The sequence below is a fragment of the Sorangium sp. So ce1014 genome (assembly GCF_051521505.1).
In the GTDB taxonomy this organism is placed as follows: Bacteria; Myxococcota_A; Polyangia; order Polyangiales; family Polyangiaceae; genus Sorangium.
On sequence record NZ_CP150356.1, the window covers coordinates 12325063 to 12340296 of the forward strand.

Sequence of the window (15234 nt, forward strand, 5' to 3'; positions counted from 1 at the left end):
CGCGACCGGCGCGCGCCACACCCTGCTGCGCCGAGATCTCAGAACGCGTAACGCGCGCCGATGCTCGGGGCGATCAGGAACACAGGGCTTCCCGTGAGCGCGTCGGCCGGGTAGGTGCCGAGTCCGGCCTTGCGCCCTCCGTCGAGTTGATGATGGCTCAAGCCGATCTCTTTCCGGTCGTCGAAGCGCGGCTGCGACAAGGCGAAGAGCAGGAGCACCTGCGCGCCCGCGCTGAGCTCGAACCGCTCGCCGAGCCGCACGCCGACACGCGCCTCCGGCGAGAGATAGAAGTAGCTCGCCGTGGCGGTGTGCTCCGCCGGATGGACCTCGACCACGGCACCGTCGGTCGTCGCCTCCTTGAGCTCCGCGAGCTCGCGCCGAGCTCGCACGGACCCGAGCACCGCGCCCAGGCCGAAGCGACCCAGGATCGGGAAGCGATCTCCCCTGCGATAGCTCACCGCCCCGCCCGCGACGAGCCCGTGGAGCCGGAGCCGATCGACCGCCTCGCCCTGCGCCGGGCCGAACGACGCCGCCGAGGTGTCGCGGCTCAGCGGTGTGATGGCCCCCGCAGGGTTGGTCGCTTTCTGGAACGCGACGAGATACCCGAGCGTCACGCCGAACCCCATCCTCCAGCCGAGCTCGTAACCCGCGTGGAACAGCCCGAGCCCACCGATGCCGACGGAGCGTGAGCACGTGTCGCCGCACGCGCCGGCCACATCGCCGCCGAGGGACCACGTCAGCGGGAGGCCCACGGACACATCGAACGTGAGCTTCGACGGCTCCTGCCAGCGCGCCGCGTCCTCGTCGCGCTCGAGCACGATCGGAAGCTCCGCCCGCTGCCCGCGCGCGAGGGGCAGCTGCCGCGTCACGGGCTTGAACCCATCTTCCCGCACCTCAACGCGATGCGCGCCAGCCCTGAGCGCGCCTTCCCACGAACCTCCGCCCACCGAGACCCCGTCGATGAACACCGTCGCCCCGGCCGGAGTCGGATCGACGCTCAGCATGGCCTCGAGCTCCTCGGCGCGTAGCGAGAGGCTCGTCAGCTGTCTCGCCTCGACCCGCGCGGCGGCTGGCCCTGTCCCTAGGCTCTTCTCCCCGCGCAGAACGACCGAGTGATGGCCCACCGACAACAATCCCTCCCACGGCGTTTGCCCTACGATCTCGCCATCTACGAGCACGTCGAGCTTGAGGCCGGAGCGCTCCGTGACCTTCAGGCGGCCCGACTCCGCGAGGACGACGAGCTTCACCGGGACCGGTTCGGTGCGCCCGCCAGCCACCTCCACGCGCGTCTCAAACGGTGCATACCCCTCCTTGAGGATGCGCACCGTGTGGATCCCCGCGCCGACTCGGATGGGGTTGACCGGCGGATAGTCGCCCCGGTCGACGCCGTCGACCACGATCGCCGCGCCGGGCTTCGCCCCGATGATGTCCAGCGTTCCGACGAGCGCGCGCAACTCATCGACGGACGCCTGCGCTGCGGCCATGTCGTCCGGCGGCAGGTTGGAGAACTCGCGCAGGAACGCCTCGTACATCTCGAGCGATTCGTCATAGCGCTGGAGTCGCTGCAGGCACCGGGCTGCGAGGAACGTCGCGTTCCTCGTCGGGTACAGCTTGCGCGAGATCTTGAACTCCGCGGCCGCTGCTGCCCACGCCTGCTGCTCCTCCAGCGCGAGCCCCTTCTCGAAGTGCCAGCGCGCCTGCTCCTTCTGCTCTTCGGACGGCGCAGTTTCCTCCGGCTCCTCGCCGTGCTCTCGAGGCGCGCTCGTGCCGGGAGCACCGGCCGACTCCTGCGCGCGCGCTGAATGCGCCGCGACGAGCGCGGCCCAGAGCATTGCAGCAACCGCACCTCGCATGGGAACTCGCGCCATCCTGATCCTCGTCTCCGGGAGCGGCGTGCCACGCCAGGCTCGCCTATTCGAACTTGCGCCGCTCCGACCGCGGTGTCTGCGCCGTTCCGCTGCCGGCCTGGGGAGTTCCTCCGACCGGCGAGAAGGGCATGACGACGGTTTCCGGCATCGGGCCCTCCGCCGTTACCACCACGCTCTTCTCCGTCGAGTAACGGGGCGCGATGAAGACGCGCACGCGGCGAATGCTGCCAAGCTCGCCGCTGAGCTCGACGATGCCGTTCTTCGATGGCACCAGCTTGCCGTCCACCTCCACGGAGGCATGCGCCGGCACGATCCTGAGCTGGACCGTCCGCGTTGGCGGCTCTGCCGGGATCGCAGGGGCTTTCGGTTCCGGCACAGGCGCGGGGCTTGGCGATGGCGCAGGAAGCGCAGCCTTGATCGTATCGGCGACCCAAGCCTGTGCCCGCATGGCGCCGGCGAGATCGAGCGAGCGACGAACCGCCAGGTAGCCGCCTGCGACGACGCCTGCCGTGACGAGGGCCGCGGCCCCGACGGCCAGCAGCGTCCTGGCTGGCGAGGTGCGCGGCGGCGTGGCCTGGGACCGTGCCATCGCGCCGGTCGTCTGTCCGGGATGCGGAGAGGCCTGGGGCGCCTGCTGGTCCTGCGGTAGGAACGTCGGTACCGGTACCTCCGGCAAGGACGGCGATGACGACACCATGAGCCGCGGCGCGACGCGCGTCCGCAGCGCCTCCGGTACGGGCACGAGCATGCTCTCCGTGAGCGTCCACCCTTGCGGCAAGAGTGGCGTGATCGCATCGAGCATCTCCGTTGCGCTTTGGAACCGCTCGCTCGGCTTGCGCTGGAGTGCGCGATCCACGATGGCCGCCACCTCGGGCGGCACCCAGGGCGCGCGCTCTTGCACCGGCGCCAGCCGGCCGTAGTTGATCTCGACGACGAGCTGCCCCATCGCCGTGATGTGATCGAACGGCGTGCGGCCGGAGAGCGCCTGGTAGAGCGAGATCCCGAGCGACCAGAGATCGGATCGGTGATCGATGTGCTTGCTGCCGAGCGCCTGCTCCGGCGACATGTACAGCGGCGAGCCGAGCAGGCTGCCCGTCTTGGTGAGCCCTGCCGTCTCGGTCTCTTGCGCCTGATCCATCACCACCTTGGCGATGCCGAAGTCGAGGATCTTGACGATGATCTCGCCGGCGTCGCGCCTCGCCAGGAAGAGGTTCGCGGGCTTGATGTCACGGTGGACGACGCCTGCATCATGCGCCTTCCGCAAACCGAGGCACGCCTGCGCTATGAGACGGAGGGCGACCTCCGGAGCGATGGGGCCCGTCTTCTTGACGAAGCCCAGGAAGTCCTCGCCGGAAAGCAGCTCCATTACCAGGTAGGGAAGGTTCCTGTCGCGATCGACGCCGCTGTCCAGGACCTGGGTGATGTGCTGCGTGTCGATCCTCCCGGCGGCACGTGCCTCGCGCCAGAAGCGGTCGATGATGTCTTGGCGGTTGCCGAGCTCGCCCGTGATGACCTTCAGTGCGACGCGGCGCCCGGTCCCGGTGTGCTCGGCCTGGTACACCGCCCCCATCGCGCCGGCGCCCAGCTGACGGAGGATCCGATACTTCCCCTCGATGAGCGTGCCGATCATGTAGCCAGCAACGTTACGTACTTTCCATACTGGTCGCAACGGATCGGAGTGCGCAGCTGGATGTAGCCGGTTCTGTTGTGTTCATCCTGAACGTTCGCGAGAAAGTGCACCGACGCGCGGATGAAGCGAGCTCACGTCGATCCGTCGCCATAGCGGCGGCCTCGGCTCCTATCCCGCCGCCACCGACATCGGCGCGCACTGTGTCGTCGTCCTCGCGTGGTGCGGTCGGCTCGGGAGGCGGTCAGCCGCCGGCAAGAAGCTCGACGGGCGGCTCGGAGAGGCGCCGTGCGGCGGCGTGCGACCTTTTGAAGGCGTCGGAGAGGCTGTTCCGGTGGAACACGCCGAACCGAGCCGTTCGGAACGCGAGATGCCGCGGGATCATCGCAATTCCCGGCCCTCAGGCCCCGGCTTCCGCGGCGCTGCGCGCGCGGTGCCGGCGCAGCGCGAGGTTCACGATCCCGATCGGCGCCACGACGAGCACGGTCGCGAACCCGAGGACGCCGACCACGATCCCCGCGAGGCTTGCGAGCACCAGCCAGAGCACGTCGATCGCCGCCGGGCTGGCTGATGGCCCGTCCACGCGCATCTCCCTGCGCAGCTCCCCGACCTCTCGGTCGAGCAGCTCCTCGAAGGGACGGCCATACAGGCTCTCGCTGCGGCGGCCGCGGAAGAACGCGCGGACCGTCCGGCGCGGGGCCGAGAGCAGCCCCGCGAAGAGGCCGCCCAGGTTGAGCTGCCAGGCCGCCACGAAGCCCTTGCAGCCGGCGCCGAGCTCCCAGGCCGAGATCTCGAACTCGCCGATCGCGTTCGTGTCGTAGCCCGTCAGCACGTGGTGCAGGTCGTGGTAACGCACGGCGCGCACGCGCGCCCGGGTGTTCGGGAACGGGACGGGGAGCGGTCCGAGCTTGAAGTCGACCCACGCGTCGCCGTACCCGCCGTCCGCGCCGAAGCGGTTCACGTCGAAGTAGAGCGCCCGCGCCTCCCGCATCGTGAGGCCTTCGTCGTAATGCACCAGAGCCATGGCACCACCCTCGTTCGATGACTTCAGTCAATGACCATAGTCATTTTTTTGCGCTCGTTCTGTCAAGGAGATCGCCGCTTGACGGGGAGGCATCCGCGGCAACAGAGTGCCCTGTCGATGAGCAAGGTCATTCCAGGCGCGACGAAACGCCGGAAGCGAGCCGCGGCGCCGCGAGCTCCGGTCGCCCTGGCGCCGTCCGCGCCGGCGTCCGAGCGCGGCGGTCGCGCCCAGCAGAAGCTCGACACCCGCCGCCGGATCCGGGACGCCGCGTGGACGCTCTTCACCGAGCTCGGTTACGACGGCACGACGACCAAGGCGGTGGCGGAGCGCGCCGAGGTCGCGGCGGGGACGGTGTTCGTGCACGCGCGCGACAAGGCCGACCTGCTCATGATGGTGATGCACGACCGGCTCGCGGCCGCGGTCGACGCGGCGTTCGAGACGCTGCCGCGGAGAGAGCCCCTGCTGCCCCAGCTGCTCCACGTGTTCCAGCAGCTGTTCGCGATGTACGGCGAGCAGCCGGTCGTGTCGCAGGCGTTCGTGAAGGCCTTCCCCGGCGCGTCAGGCCCGAACGGAGAGCGGCTGAACGCCCTCACGTTCGCGTTCCTGCACCGCATCGCGGGGCTCGTGCGCGACGCCCAGGCGCGCGGCGAGGTGGGCTGCGACATCGACCCGCTCGCCGCGGCGCACAACGTGTTCGCCCTCTACTTCGCGGCGCTCCTGTCCTGGCTCAGCGGCTTCGTGACGCTCGGCGCAGCGCTGGACCCGGTGCTGAAGAACGCCCTCGCCCTCCAGCACCGAGGGCTCCGGGCATGAGGCACGGGCCGGTCGCGCCGCCTCGGCCCGCGCCCTCGCAGCGTCAGCGAGCGTCCCGCTCCGGCAGGCCGGCGCGGAGCGCGGCGAGCACCTCGGCGTGGGCGCGCGGATCGCCGGCGGCCACCACATCGCCGGCGCTCGCGGCGTCGAGCGGGCGCCCCTCCCAGTCGGTCATGATCCCGCCGGCGCCGGTGATCACGGGGACGAGCGCCGCGAAGTCGTGGAGCTTGAGGCCGTGCTCGACGACCACGTCGATGCTGCCGCTCGCCACGAGGCCGTACTGGTAGCAGTCGCCGCCGTAGCTCAGGAGCTTCGCCCGGGCCGCGACCGCCCCGAAGGCGCGCGCCGCCGCGGGCGGGAAGTACTGCGGGCCCGTGGTGGAGAGGCGCGCCAGGGAGAGCCCTGCGCAGGCGCGGACGCGCGCCGGGCTGCCGTTCCAGAGCGTCGGCCGGCCCAGGGCGCCGAGCCAGCGATCGCCGAGCACGGGCTGGTCGATGACGCCGAGCACCGGCCTCCCCCGGTGCAGCAGGGCGATGAGCGTGCCGAAGAGCGGCTTGCCCGTGAGGAACGCCTTCGTCCCGTCGATGGGATCGAGCACCCACACGAGCTCCGCCCCGTCGTTCTCGCGGCCAAACTCCTCTCCCACGATCCCGTGGCCCGGCGCGCGCGCCGCGAGCAGCTCCCGTATCGCCGCCTCGGCCTCGCGATCCGCGACCGTGACCGGGCTCGCGTCCGCCTTGTCGTCGGCCTCGATGCCCTTGCGGAAATACCGCCGGATCACGGCGCCGCTCGCGTCCGCCAGACGCTCGGCCAGATCGACAAGTTCCTGGGAAGGCGTCATCGTCCCCGTCCTCCTCGAGGTCCCCGCGGAGCGAACCCCAGGGCCCGATCCAGTACGCGCTGCGCGCGCGCACCGCAACGGGCGCGGCGCGAGGCTCAGGCCCGGTGCGCCGTCACGCCCACCTCACCCGGGCGGCTCGAACCCCGCGGCGGGGACGCCCTCCAGGACATCGGCGTCCGCGCCCGGCGGCGACGCGTTGGCGCCGCGTCAGCGCCGCTTCCGCGGATCGCCCCGGAGGATGGGGTACGCCATCAGGAGGCTCAGCCACACCACCAGGAACTTCGGATCGGCCAGCGTCTCGAACGGGATCTCGAAGCGCTCGCCCGCGGGCTCCACCTTGCGCTGCTGCGCCTGCGCCGCCGCGGGGCCCACGACCGCGGGCAACCGCCTCCTGCCGCCCTCAATGCTCGCGCCGCCGGCGGCGGGCAGGTTCGGCAGCAGCGCGCCCTCGGCCGCCAGCGCCTGCTCCTCGGGCGTCCGCCGCGTCACGAGATCCGGATCGATGATCACCGCCGCCGGCTCGAGCCCCTCGGGACGCTCGGCGCCGGGCTCCTCGGGACGCTCGGCGCCGGACTCCTCGGGACGCTCGACGCCGGAAGGCTCCGCGGTCGCGATCCGCGCGTCCCCCTCCGGCTCCTCGGGGCGGTCCAGCGGGACGTAGCGCGGCGCGATCTCGCCCCGCTTCCGGTCGCGGAGCTCGACCGTCACCCGGGTCGGGATGTACAGGCGCCGCACCTCCTCGACCGTGACCACGGTGTCCTCGGCCGACCCCCCGGCGAGCTCGGGCACCTTCGCGCGCGCGGCGTCGATCGCCGCCTGCTCCGCGTCCATCGCGGCCTTGCAGCTCGGGAGGGACGGGTCGAAGTCGAGGCCGACGGCGCTGCTGCCCCCCTTCCTCTGCTCGGGGCTCGCCGTGCACTCCTGGAGCACGCGCTCCGCGACGGCGTCGTCCTCCCGGTGCAGGAGCCCGAGCGCGATCTCCTTGCGATCGTCGATGCTGTTCGCGACCTCCGGCCGGCCGACGAAGCGGTAGCGCACGCGGAGCGCGATGTTGCGCTGCCCCGACGCCGTATCGACGACGGTCACGGCCTCCTTGACGAGGTTGTCCGTTGTCGCGCCCTGGACCTCGCGCCGGCTCACCATCACCCGGGACCGCCGCAGCCCCGTGAACACCGAGCGCGTCTGCGCCCGCACGCGCTCGAGGATCTTGAAATCGCTCGTCTCGGCCGGGACGTAAACGTAGCCGTCGAACTCCATCCGAGCGGGCGGGCGCTTCACGTTCTCGTTGCCCGCCGTCTTGCCCCGATCGCCGCACCCCGCGAGCGCCACTACCCCGACGATCGGGATAACGCGGACCACTGCACGGAGAAATGCTACCACAACGGATCTCCCCGACGGCGAGGGTACAATCTCGGTGAATCTAGCGCCGCCGCCCTTCTGACGAAACCCTTACCCTCCGGAAAAACCGAGCGAGGATGCGGGGATTGCGGTGCAGCGACCTGAACGTCAGGGCCCGGCGCGCAGCGCCCGACCTCGGGGCAGGTCTCGACCTGTGACCCCGTGAGCCCCCACCTCGGCAGCGAGCGCCATCGCTGGTGAGCCCCGCTGCGTGAGCCGCCTCGCGAGCGCGCGCCGTGGAGAGGGGGAGCGCCGAGCAAGGTGACGCCCCGCGGCGGGGTCCGCAGGTCGCTCCGCAGCGCGCCAGGGGATTGCCCTTTCGAAAATCGGATCCATTTGGTCGCCGAGATGAACACGGAAAGCCAGAACCCCGAAACCAGCGGTGCCACGCCCTCTGCCGAGCCCACGGGCGCGGCTCCGAGCCCCCAGCCGCCCGCGTCGACCGCGTCCGAGGAGGCCCCGGCGGCCGGCGCGGTCGAGCTCCCCTTCCAGGCCGAGGTGCAGCAGATCCTCGCGCTGGTCATCAACTCGCTCTACGCGAACCAGGAGGTCTTCCTGCGCGAGCTCATCTCGAACGCGTCGGACGCCCTCGACAAGGGCCGCTTCCTGGCCCTCACGCGCGAAGGCGTCGCCGAGCAGGCCGGCGAGCCCGCGATCCTCATCACGCTCGACGACGACGCCCGGACCCTCACCATCGAGGACAACGGCATCGGGATGACCCGCGACGAGGTGGTGGAGAACCTCGGCACCATCGCCCGCTCGGGGTCGCTGGAGTTCCTGAAAGCCAACGCCGAGACCGCGAAGCAGAAGAAGGACGGCGGCAAGCTCCAGCTCATCGGCCAGTTCGGCGTCGGCTTCTACGCCGCGTTCATGGTCGCCTCGCGCGTCGACGTGCAGACCCGCTCGATGCTGCCGGGCGCCGAGCCCGTCCTGTGGCGCTCGTCCGGCGCGGGCTCCTTCACGGTGGCCCCCGGCGACCGCGAGCACCCCGGCACGAAGATCGTCCTCCACCTCAAGGAGGACGCGCGCGAGTACACGAAGACCTGGCGGGTCAAGGAGATCATCCGCAAGTACTCCGACTTCGTTCATTTCCCCATCAAGGTGAACGACGAGGTCGCGAACCGCTCGGCCGCCCTCTGGACGCTGCCCAAGTCGCAGATCACCGAGGAGCAGCACGCGGAGTTCTTCCGGCACGTGACCGGCGGCCACGAGGGCGACAAGCCGCTGCTCACGGTGCACCTGTCGATCGACGCGCCCGTGCAGTTCCACGCCCTGCTCTACGTGCCCGAGAAGGCGGCGGCGGACATGTTCCACAAGGACCGCAGGGCGATGCGCCTCTACGCGAAGCGGGTCCTCATCGTCGAGGAGTGCGACAAGCTCACGCCGATGTACCTGCGCTTCGTGCGCGGCGTCGTCGACTCCGAGGACCTCTCGCTGAACGTCTCGCGCGAGATGCTCCAGGAGAACCGCACGCTCTCCCAGATCGAGCAGCAGATCGTCAAGCAGGTGCTCAAGTCGCTGAAGGACCTCTCCGAGTCGGATCCCGAGCGCTACGCGACCTTCTGGAAGGAGTTCGGCCGGGTCGTCAAGGAAGGGGCCACCAGCGACTGGAAGAACAAGGACGCGATCGCCGAGCTCTGCAGGTTCGAGTCGATGAACACGGAGGACGGCAAGTTCATCTCGCTCCGCGACTACGTGGAGAAGATGCCGGAGGGGCAGAAGGAGATCTACTACGTGACGGGGCTCGGCCGCCGCGCGGTGGAGCAGAGCCCGCACCTCGAGGCGTTCCGGAAGCGCGGCTACGACGTGCTCTTCCTCGTGGATCCGGTCGACGAGTGGCTGGTGAAGGCGCTGAACGAGTTCGACAAGCGCCGCCTCAAGAGCGTGACGCACGGCGACGTCGACCTCGGCGGCGAGCCGGAGAAGAAGGACCAGCCGGAGGAGCCCGTGGACGCGGCCGTGGCGGCGGTCAAGGCGGCGCTGGGCGACCGGGTGAAGGACGTGCGCATCTCGCGGCGCCTGACCGACAGCGCGAGCTGCCTCGTCGCCGCCGAGGGCGACCCAGGGGCGAACCTCGAGCGGATCATGAAGCTCATCGACCAGAGCACCGAGGAATCCAAGCGGATCCTGGAGCTCAACCCGGGCCACCCGGTGGTGAAGAACCTCAACATCCTGGCAGGGCGCGAGCCCGGCTCGGAGCGGGTGCAGCAGTGGTCCGAGCTCCTCCTCGACCAGGCCCTCCTCGTCGAGGGCGTGGTGCAGGAGCCGGCGAAGCTCGTCCGGCGCATCCAGGACCTCCTCGCTCAGGTGAGCACGGCGGCGGTCAGCAGCCAGCCATGAAGCGGCGGGCGAGCTGAAGAGGAAGCCGCCGAGACGCCAAGAACGCCAAGCACGCCAAGGGGAGAAGTTCTCTTGGCGTTCTTGCTTCCGGGCGCCGGCGTCCTCTCGGTTTCTTGGCCCGGATCGGGCGCCCGGGGTACGCGCGGGTGGCATCGGACGAGGTCGCCAGGATGTCCCGCTTCGCAACTCCCTCGCTCAGCCGTCGGACCTTTCTCCATGCGCTCGGCGCGGCGGCAGGCGCGGTGGCCGCGCCGGGGCTCTTCGGGCCGGCGCCGGCGCTCGCCAGGGGGGCCTCGAAGGTGAAGCGCGTCGAGGCCTCGGACCTCGGCGTGACGCTGAAGCTCGAGCTGTCGCACGCGCCGTTTCCCTGCGACGGGGCCCCGTACAGGGACGCGACGGTGCTGGTCTTCGTGCCGGCCCACTACCGCGCGCCGGAGAGCGGTGAGCTCGACCTCGTGATGCACTTCCACGGTCACGTCACGACCGCGGAGCGGGCCATCGCGGCGCACAAGCTCCGCGAGCAGCTCCACGAGAGCAAGCAGAACGCGGTGCTCGTCGTGCCACAGGGCGCGGTGAACGCCGCCGAGTCGCCCCCGGGCCAGCTGGGGCAGCCGGGCGGCCTCCGGCGGCTGTGCGGCGAGCTCGCGGCGGTGCTCGCGGGCCCGTCCGCGCGGCGGGCGCTCGGCGACTGCGCCGTCCCGCGGCAGGCGAAGCTCGGGATGCTCTGCCTGTCGGCGCACTCGGGCGGGTACCGCGTCGCGGCCGCGTGCCTCCGCCACGGCGGCTGCGAGGTGAACGAGGTGTACCTGTTCGACGCGCTGTACGGGGAAGTCGACGCGTTCCGCGACTGGGTGCTCGCCCGGAAGGACAGGTCGGGGCGGGACAGGCACAAGCTCATCAGCCACTTCGTCGCGGGCGACGTGCGGCGGCTCAACCTCGAGCTCGAGCGCGCGCTCGAGGCCCGGGGCGTCGCCTGCCTGCACGAGCGCCGCCCGGGCGAGCTCTCGCGCAAGCAGCTCCTGAACGGCCGCGCGATCTTCATCGAGACCGCGCTCGCGCACAGCGCGGTGACGTTCCAGCAGAACGCGTTCCGCGATTGCCTGTTCGCGTCAGGCCTCCGCCGCCAGCTCCGATCCAGCTGGTTCAAGAAGAAGAACGAGCCGCGCCAGATCGACGTGCGCCCCCCGTCCTGAGGCGCCGCGCCGCGCCGGCGCCCGACGGCGGGCGTCAGCGCCGGGCGCGGCGGCGTCAGTGCCGGAGCGAGACGTCGGCCAGCGCGAGGCGCGCGTCGTTGATGTACGCGCTGTCCGGGAAGCGGCGAATGAACGACCGCAGCGTCGTCTTCGCGTCGTTCCAGGCCTGGATGTCGAGGAGGCACTCGGCGAGGAGGAAGGTCGCGTCATCCATGACCTCGCGGTCGGGCGACGCCTCGGAGAGCGTCATGAGCAGCGGGATCGCGTCGCGCTGCCGGTTCAGCCGGCGGTAGGCGCGCGCCAGGTTGAGGCGGGCCGACGGGGTGTGCGCCGCGGTCTCCTTCTGGCGGATCGCGTCCTCGAAGGCGACCGCGGCCTCGTGCCAGCGGCCCGTCCGCATGTGATCGAGGCCCGTCTGGTACGATTTGATCGAGAGCTCCGCGCGCGCCTTGTCGACCGAGTCCGTGAAGAAGGCGAGCTCGGCCCGGGTGAGCGGCGCCTTGCGCAGCGCCTCGAACCCCTCGAGCACCTCCTGCCGCCGCTCGGCACGGATGAGCTCGTAGAAGGCCGCGGCGTCGCTCTCGGCCTTGGCGCGCGCGTCGCTCCGCTGCTGCATCTCCTTGAGATCCGCCTCGTGCTTCGCGATGCGGTCCCGGGCGCCCTTCGTCTCGGCCTGGACGGCGTCGACGCGCGCGTCCCAGGCGAGCTTGACCACGCCGATCACCACGATCACGAAGAGCAGGTTCGCGCTCGCGCTGTTCCAGAAGGCGCGCCGCTCGTACACCATCTGGCGCTTGGAGATGCTCTTCAGGTCCGCCGCGAGGGCGTTCGTGAGGTTGTTCGTCTTGATGATGAGCCCACGGGATTCCACGATCTCACGCTTGATCTCCCGGAGCTCGTCGTCGAAGTCGTGCATTTTCAGGTCCTGAAACCGTGCGCTGTGCAGGGGGCCGCGCTCGTGCTAAGGGGGCCGCGACGCGGACCCCTCAGCCGCGCCCCGGAGGCCGCGAAGGCGGACTCCCGGGCCGCGCCAGGGGGCCGATGACGCGGATCCCCGGCCTCGCCGACAGGCCGCCCTTACGCTACCAGGAAGCTCTGCCCATGGACACAAGCGACATCCGAAAAGGCCTCAAGATGATGGTCGACGGCCAGCCCTACTCGGTCATCGACTTCCAGTTCGTCAAGCCGGGAAAGGGGCAGGCGTTCACCCGCGTCAAGATCCGGAACATGGCGACGGGCGCGGTGCTCGAGCGCACGTACAAATCGGGCGAGAAGCTGGAGCCGGCGGACGTGGAGGAGCGCAGCCTCCAGTACATCTATCCCGAGGGCACCGACTTCGTGTTCATGGACGCGGCGACCGGCGAGCAGCTCACGGTCCCCGGCGAGAAGATCGGCGACGATTCGAAGTGGCTGAGCGACGGGATGTCAATCGATGTGACCCTGTTCAACGGGCAGCCGATCGGCGTCAGCATGCCCCCGCACGTGGTGCTCCAGATCGTGAACAGCGAGCCGGGCGTGAAGGGCGACACGGCGAGCGGCGCCACGAAGCCCGCCACGGTGTCGACCGGCGCGACCGTGAACGTCCCGCTCTTCGTGAAGGAGGGCGAGTGGATCAAGATCGACACGGCCGACGGCAAGTACCTGGAGCGCGTCAACAAGGGCTGACCCTCGGCTGACCCCCGGGGCCACGGCCGCGGGGGTCACTTCGCCTCGAAGATCACCGCGGCCGCGCCGGCGACGCACGCGACGCGGGCGCCTCCGTTGGCCGGCGCGCACGCGGTCGCCTGCGCGAGGTCGCCGCCCGACCAGAGGCGCGCGGCGCCGCCGGCCGTCGCCACGAGGAGCCCGCCGGCGGCGGGGACCGCGAGCGTCGTGCCGTCCGGCGACCGCGCCGCGCCCTGCGGGGCGGGCGTGGTGAGCGGGAACGAGAGCGCGGACGAGGCCGGCGCCGCCGCGCGCAGGTCGATCGAGACGAGCGCGGCGCCGAGGGCGATGTCGAAGCCGCCCTCGGACGCGGCGAGCGGGGAGTACGGCAGCCGCTCGGTCCCGGCGCAGCGCTCGGGCGAGGCCGCGCCCGCCCGGGCGCGGGGCCCCTGGCCGCGGAGCAGCGGGAGGGGGACCTCCATCTCGCCGACGGCGTCGGGCGAGCTGCGGAAGAGCGCGAGCAGCGTGGGCGCGTCGCAGCGCCGCTCGACGGCGACGAGCTCCGCGGGCCCGGCGCGGACGGCGGTGGGCCAGGGGGGGATGTCCGTCGCGGACTCGGTGGACGCCGCGGGGTCGACGCGGACGACGCCCTGCGCGGTCCGGACGAGCAGGGCGCCGCTCGCCTCGAACGCGAGCGGGCCGAAGGCGCCGGGCCGGGTCGGCTGCGGGGCGGCGGCGGTGCGGTACACGGCGCTCGGGGTCACCGGCGGCGCGAGCTTCGCGAGGAGCTTGCCTTCCTCCTTGGTGCGGGGCTCGGCGCCGCCGCGGTCGAGCGCCGCGACGGCCGCGAGCGGCGCGCCTCGCGTCGACGCCGCGACCGCCTCGGCGTGGTCGATCGCCGCCGCGAGCCCCGGCTCACCGCAGCGCACCGGGCCGGCGCCCGTCCAGACGCGGGCCTCGCCGGCGCGCGCGGCGTCGCGGCCGGCGATGGCGCCGCCGCCGCCCGCGGCGTCCGCGCAGAGGAGCGCGTGGAGCCGGCGCAGCCGCTGGGCGGAGGCGGCCACGGCCGGCGCGGTGGACTTGCCGCGCGCGTCGCGGAGCAGGGAGGCGGCGAGGGCGCGCAGCGTCTCGCCGGGCTGCGCCGCGTCGCGCGACAGGCCGGCGGGGCGATCGAGGAAGACGAGCGGGGCGCGGAGCTCGGAGGCGGCGCCCGCCGGGGCGGGGAACGGGCGCAGCGCGCCTTCGATTCCGACGGAGACGACGAGGTCGTCGCGGCCGTCCGCGTCGTGGTCGACGACCTCGAGGGCGGCGGAGAGCGCTTCCGCCGGCGGCGGCGCGCGGAGGCGGAGCTCCAGGGCGAGCTCCGGCGGCGCGCCCGTGCCCGCGGCGGACCCGGGCAGGCGGATCACGGCGATCCAGCGCGTGGCGCCCGCGCCGGCGGCGCGCTGCGGATCGGCGCACTGCGGCGCGAAATCGAGGGCGAGCGTCGAGGGGCCGATCTGGCTGAGGCCGACGCGCGGGGTGCACCCCTGCGCGGCGAGATCGCCTGGGAGCGCGGTGAGCGTGCGCAGCGCCTGGGGCCGCGCGGCGGGCGCGACAAGGAGCTCGCCGCGCAGGCCGTCGGGCGCCCGCGTCCAGGCGACGAGATCGCGCGCGCCGTCCCCGTCGAGGTCGAGGAGGAGGCCGGTCTCGAAGGTGCGCCCGGTCGGCGCGGCGACAACGGCGCCGCCGTCGAGGGGCCACCGCTTGCCGCCCTCGGGCGCCGGGACGCTCGGCACGGCCGCGAACCGGGGCGGGGCGGCGGCGTCGGGCGCGCCGGCGTCGGGCGCGCCGGCGTTGGCATCGAGGTCCGGGGCGCCGGGGCGGACGCCGCTCAGCGGGGGCGGGGAGCCGGAGGGCGCCGCCGAGCCGAGCGTGTAGGGCGTGTAGGGCTTGGAGCTCGGGCAGCCGTCGCAGCCGGTGGCGGCGAGGAGCGGGAGCAGGGCGCGGAGGAGCTTCGAGCAGGATCGATCGGGCATCGCGGGCGGACCCGCCGGAGCAGCGGCGGGCGGCGCAGGCGTAGCACGGGCGGCGCGCGGGCGTCGTGGCGCCGGCGCGCCCCGGGGCGGATGGCGCCGGCGCGCGTTTCGGAGTAGCTTGATCGAGGGCAGATGCGCGGGCCGAAACCTCCCAGGGCCATCGAAGGCGAAGACTATTACCTCGAGGGAGGCCGGGTGGTGTTCACGGAGGCGTATCACCTGAAGCGGGGATACTGCTGTAACTCGAAATGCCGTCATTGCCCTTATCGTGAGAGCGCGCCGACGGAATCGATAACCGTCATGGCACCTCGCCTGAAGCGTCTCTGAAGCAGAGGCCGCGCCCGCGGCGGAGCGCGGCGTTCCGCCGTCAACGCATGAGGCGATATGGCGGTCTCTGTTGCGCGGCTCGCACGTGCCGCCGGTCCGCGGCGATCTCTGCGCCACACGTCGGCGTGCTGTCGATGACGG

12 protein-coding genes are annotated in these 15234 nt (G+C 72.0%); 5 read left to right on the top strand and 7 right to left on the bottom strand.

The window, feature by feature from the left end:
* Positions 1 to 38: 38 nt before the first annotated feature.
* The 3 genes from WME75_RS46400 to WME75_RS46410 all read right to left on the bottom strand — a co-directional run bounded on the left by WME75_RS46400 (position 39) and on the right by WME75_RS46410 (position 4519).
* Positions 39 to 1853, bottom strand: a complete 1815-nt coding sequence (locus WME75_RS46400; RefSeq protein ID WP_437484902.1) for a PEGA domain-containing protein — start codon at positions 1851 to 1853, stop codon at positions 39 to 41.
* Positions 1854 to 1911: 58 nt separating this feature from the next.
* Positions 1912 to 3498, bottom strand: a complete 1587-nt coding sequence (locus WME75_RS46405; RefSeq protein WP_437484906.1) for a serine/threonine protein kinase — start codon at positions 3496 to 3498, stop codon at positions 1912 to 1914.
* 397 nt (positions 3499 to 3895) lie between these two features.
* Positions 3896 to 4519 carry a hypothetical protein gene (locus WME75_RS46410; RefSeq protein WP_437484907.1) on the bottom strand — a complete coding sequence of 208 codons (624 nt, stop codon included), beginning with the start codon at positions 4517 to 4519 and terminating at the stop codon, positions 3896 to 3898.
* A 117-nt stretch (positions 4520 to 4636) separates the two neighbouring features.
* Between WME75_RS46410 and WME75_RS46415 the strand changes: the two genes are divergently transcribed.
* The gene (locus WME75_RS46415) at positions 4637 to 5332 is read left to right on the top strand and encodes a TetR/AcrR family transcriptional regulator (protein WP_437484909.1); all 696 of its coding nucleotides are present in this window, start codon (positions 4637 to 4639) and stop codon (positions 5330 to 5332) included.
* A gap of 43 nt (positions 5333 to 5375) precedes the next feature.
* On the opposite strand, the gene hisN is transcribed toward WME75_RS46415, so the two are convergent.
* Together hisN and WME75_RS46425 are read right to left on the bottom strand one after the other, a co-directional pair.
* Positions 5376 to 6173 (bottom strand): histidinol-phosphatase, encoded by a 798-nt coding sequence (gene hisN / locus WME75_RS46420; RefSeq protein ID WP_437484911.1) that lies wholly within the window; start codon positions 6171 to 6173, stop codon positions 5376 to 5378.
* A 207-nt stretch (positions 6174 to 6380) separates the two neighbouring features.
* Positions 6381 to 7532, bottom strand: a complete 1152-nt coding sequence (locus WME75_RS46425; RefSeq protein WP_437484913.1) for a hypothetical protein — start codon at positions 7530 to 7532, stop codon at positions 6381 to 6383.
* Positions 7533 to 7919: 387 nt separating this feature from the next.
* On the opposite strand from WME75_RS46425, the gene htpG reads away from it, so the two are divergent.
* Positions 7920 to 9911: a molecular chaperone HtpG gene (htpG, locus tag WME75_RS46430; protein WP_437484915.1), complete on the top strand. Its 1992-nt coding sequence runs from the start codon at positions 7920 to 7922 to the stop codon at positions 9909 to 9911.
* A gap of 170 nt (positions 9912 to 10081) precedes the next feature.
* On the top strand, positions 10082 to 11104 hold the full coding sequence (locus tag WME75_RS46435) for a hypothetical protein (RefSeq protein ID WP_437484917.1): 1023 nt from the start codon (positions 10082 to 10084) through the stop codon (positions 11102 to 11104).
* 55 nt (positions 11105 to 11159) lie between these two features.
* On the opposite strand, the gene WME75_RS46440 is transcribed toward WME75_RS46435, so the two are convergent.
* A complete protein-coding gene (locus tag WME75_RS46440; RefSeq protein ID WP_437484919.1) occupies positions 11160 to 12020 on the bottom strand; it encodes a tetratricopeptide repeat protein in 861 nt (286 codons plus the stop codon).
* Positions 12021 to 12205: 185 nt separating this feature from the next.
* Here WME75_RS46440 and efp point away from each other — a divergent pair, with 185 nt between their 5' ends.
* Positions 12206 to 12769 (top strand): elongation factor P, encoded by a 564-nt coding sequence (gene efp / locus WME75_RS46445; RefSeq protein ID WP_437484921.1) that lies wholly within the window; start codon positions 12206 to 12208, stop codon positions 12767 to 12769.
* Positions 12770 to 12804: 35 nt separating this feature from the next.
* On the opposite strand, the gene WME75_RS46450 is transcribed toward efp, so the two are convergent.
* Positions 12805 to 14766, bottom strand: coding sequence for a hypothetical protein (locus tag WME75_RS46450; RefSeq protein WP_437484923.1), 1962 nt, complete (start codon positions 14764 to 14766; stop codon positions 12805 to 12807).
* Positions 14767 to 14898: 132 nt separating this feature from the next.
* Between WME75_RS46450 and WME75_RS46455 the strand changes: the two genes are divergently transcribed.
* Positions 14899 to 15093: a DUF5522 domain-containing protein gene (locus WME75_RS46455; protein ID WP_437484925.1), complete on the top strand. Its 195-nt coding sequence runs from the start codon at positions 14899 to 14901 to the stop codon at positions 15091 to 15093.
* Positions 15094 to 15234: the final 141 nt, after the last annotated feature.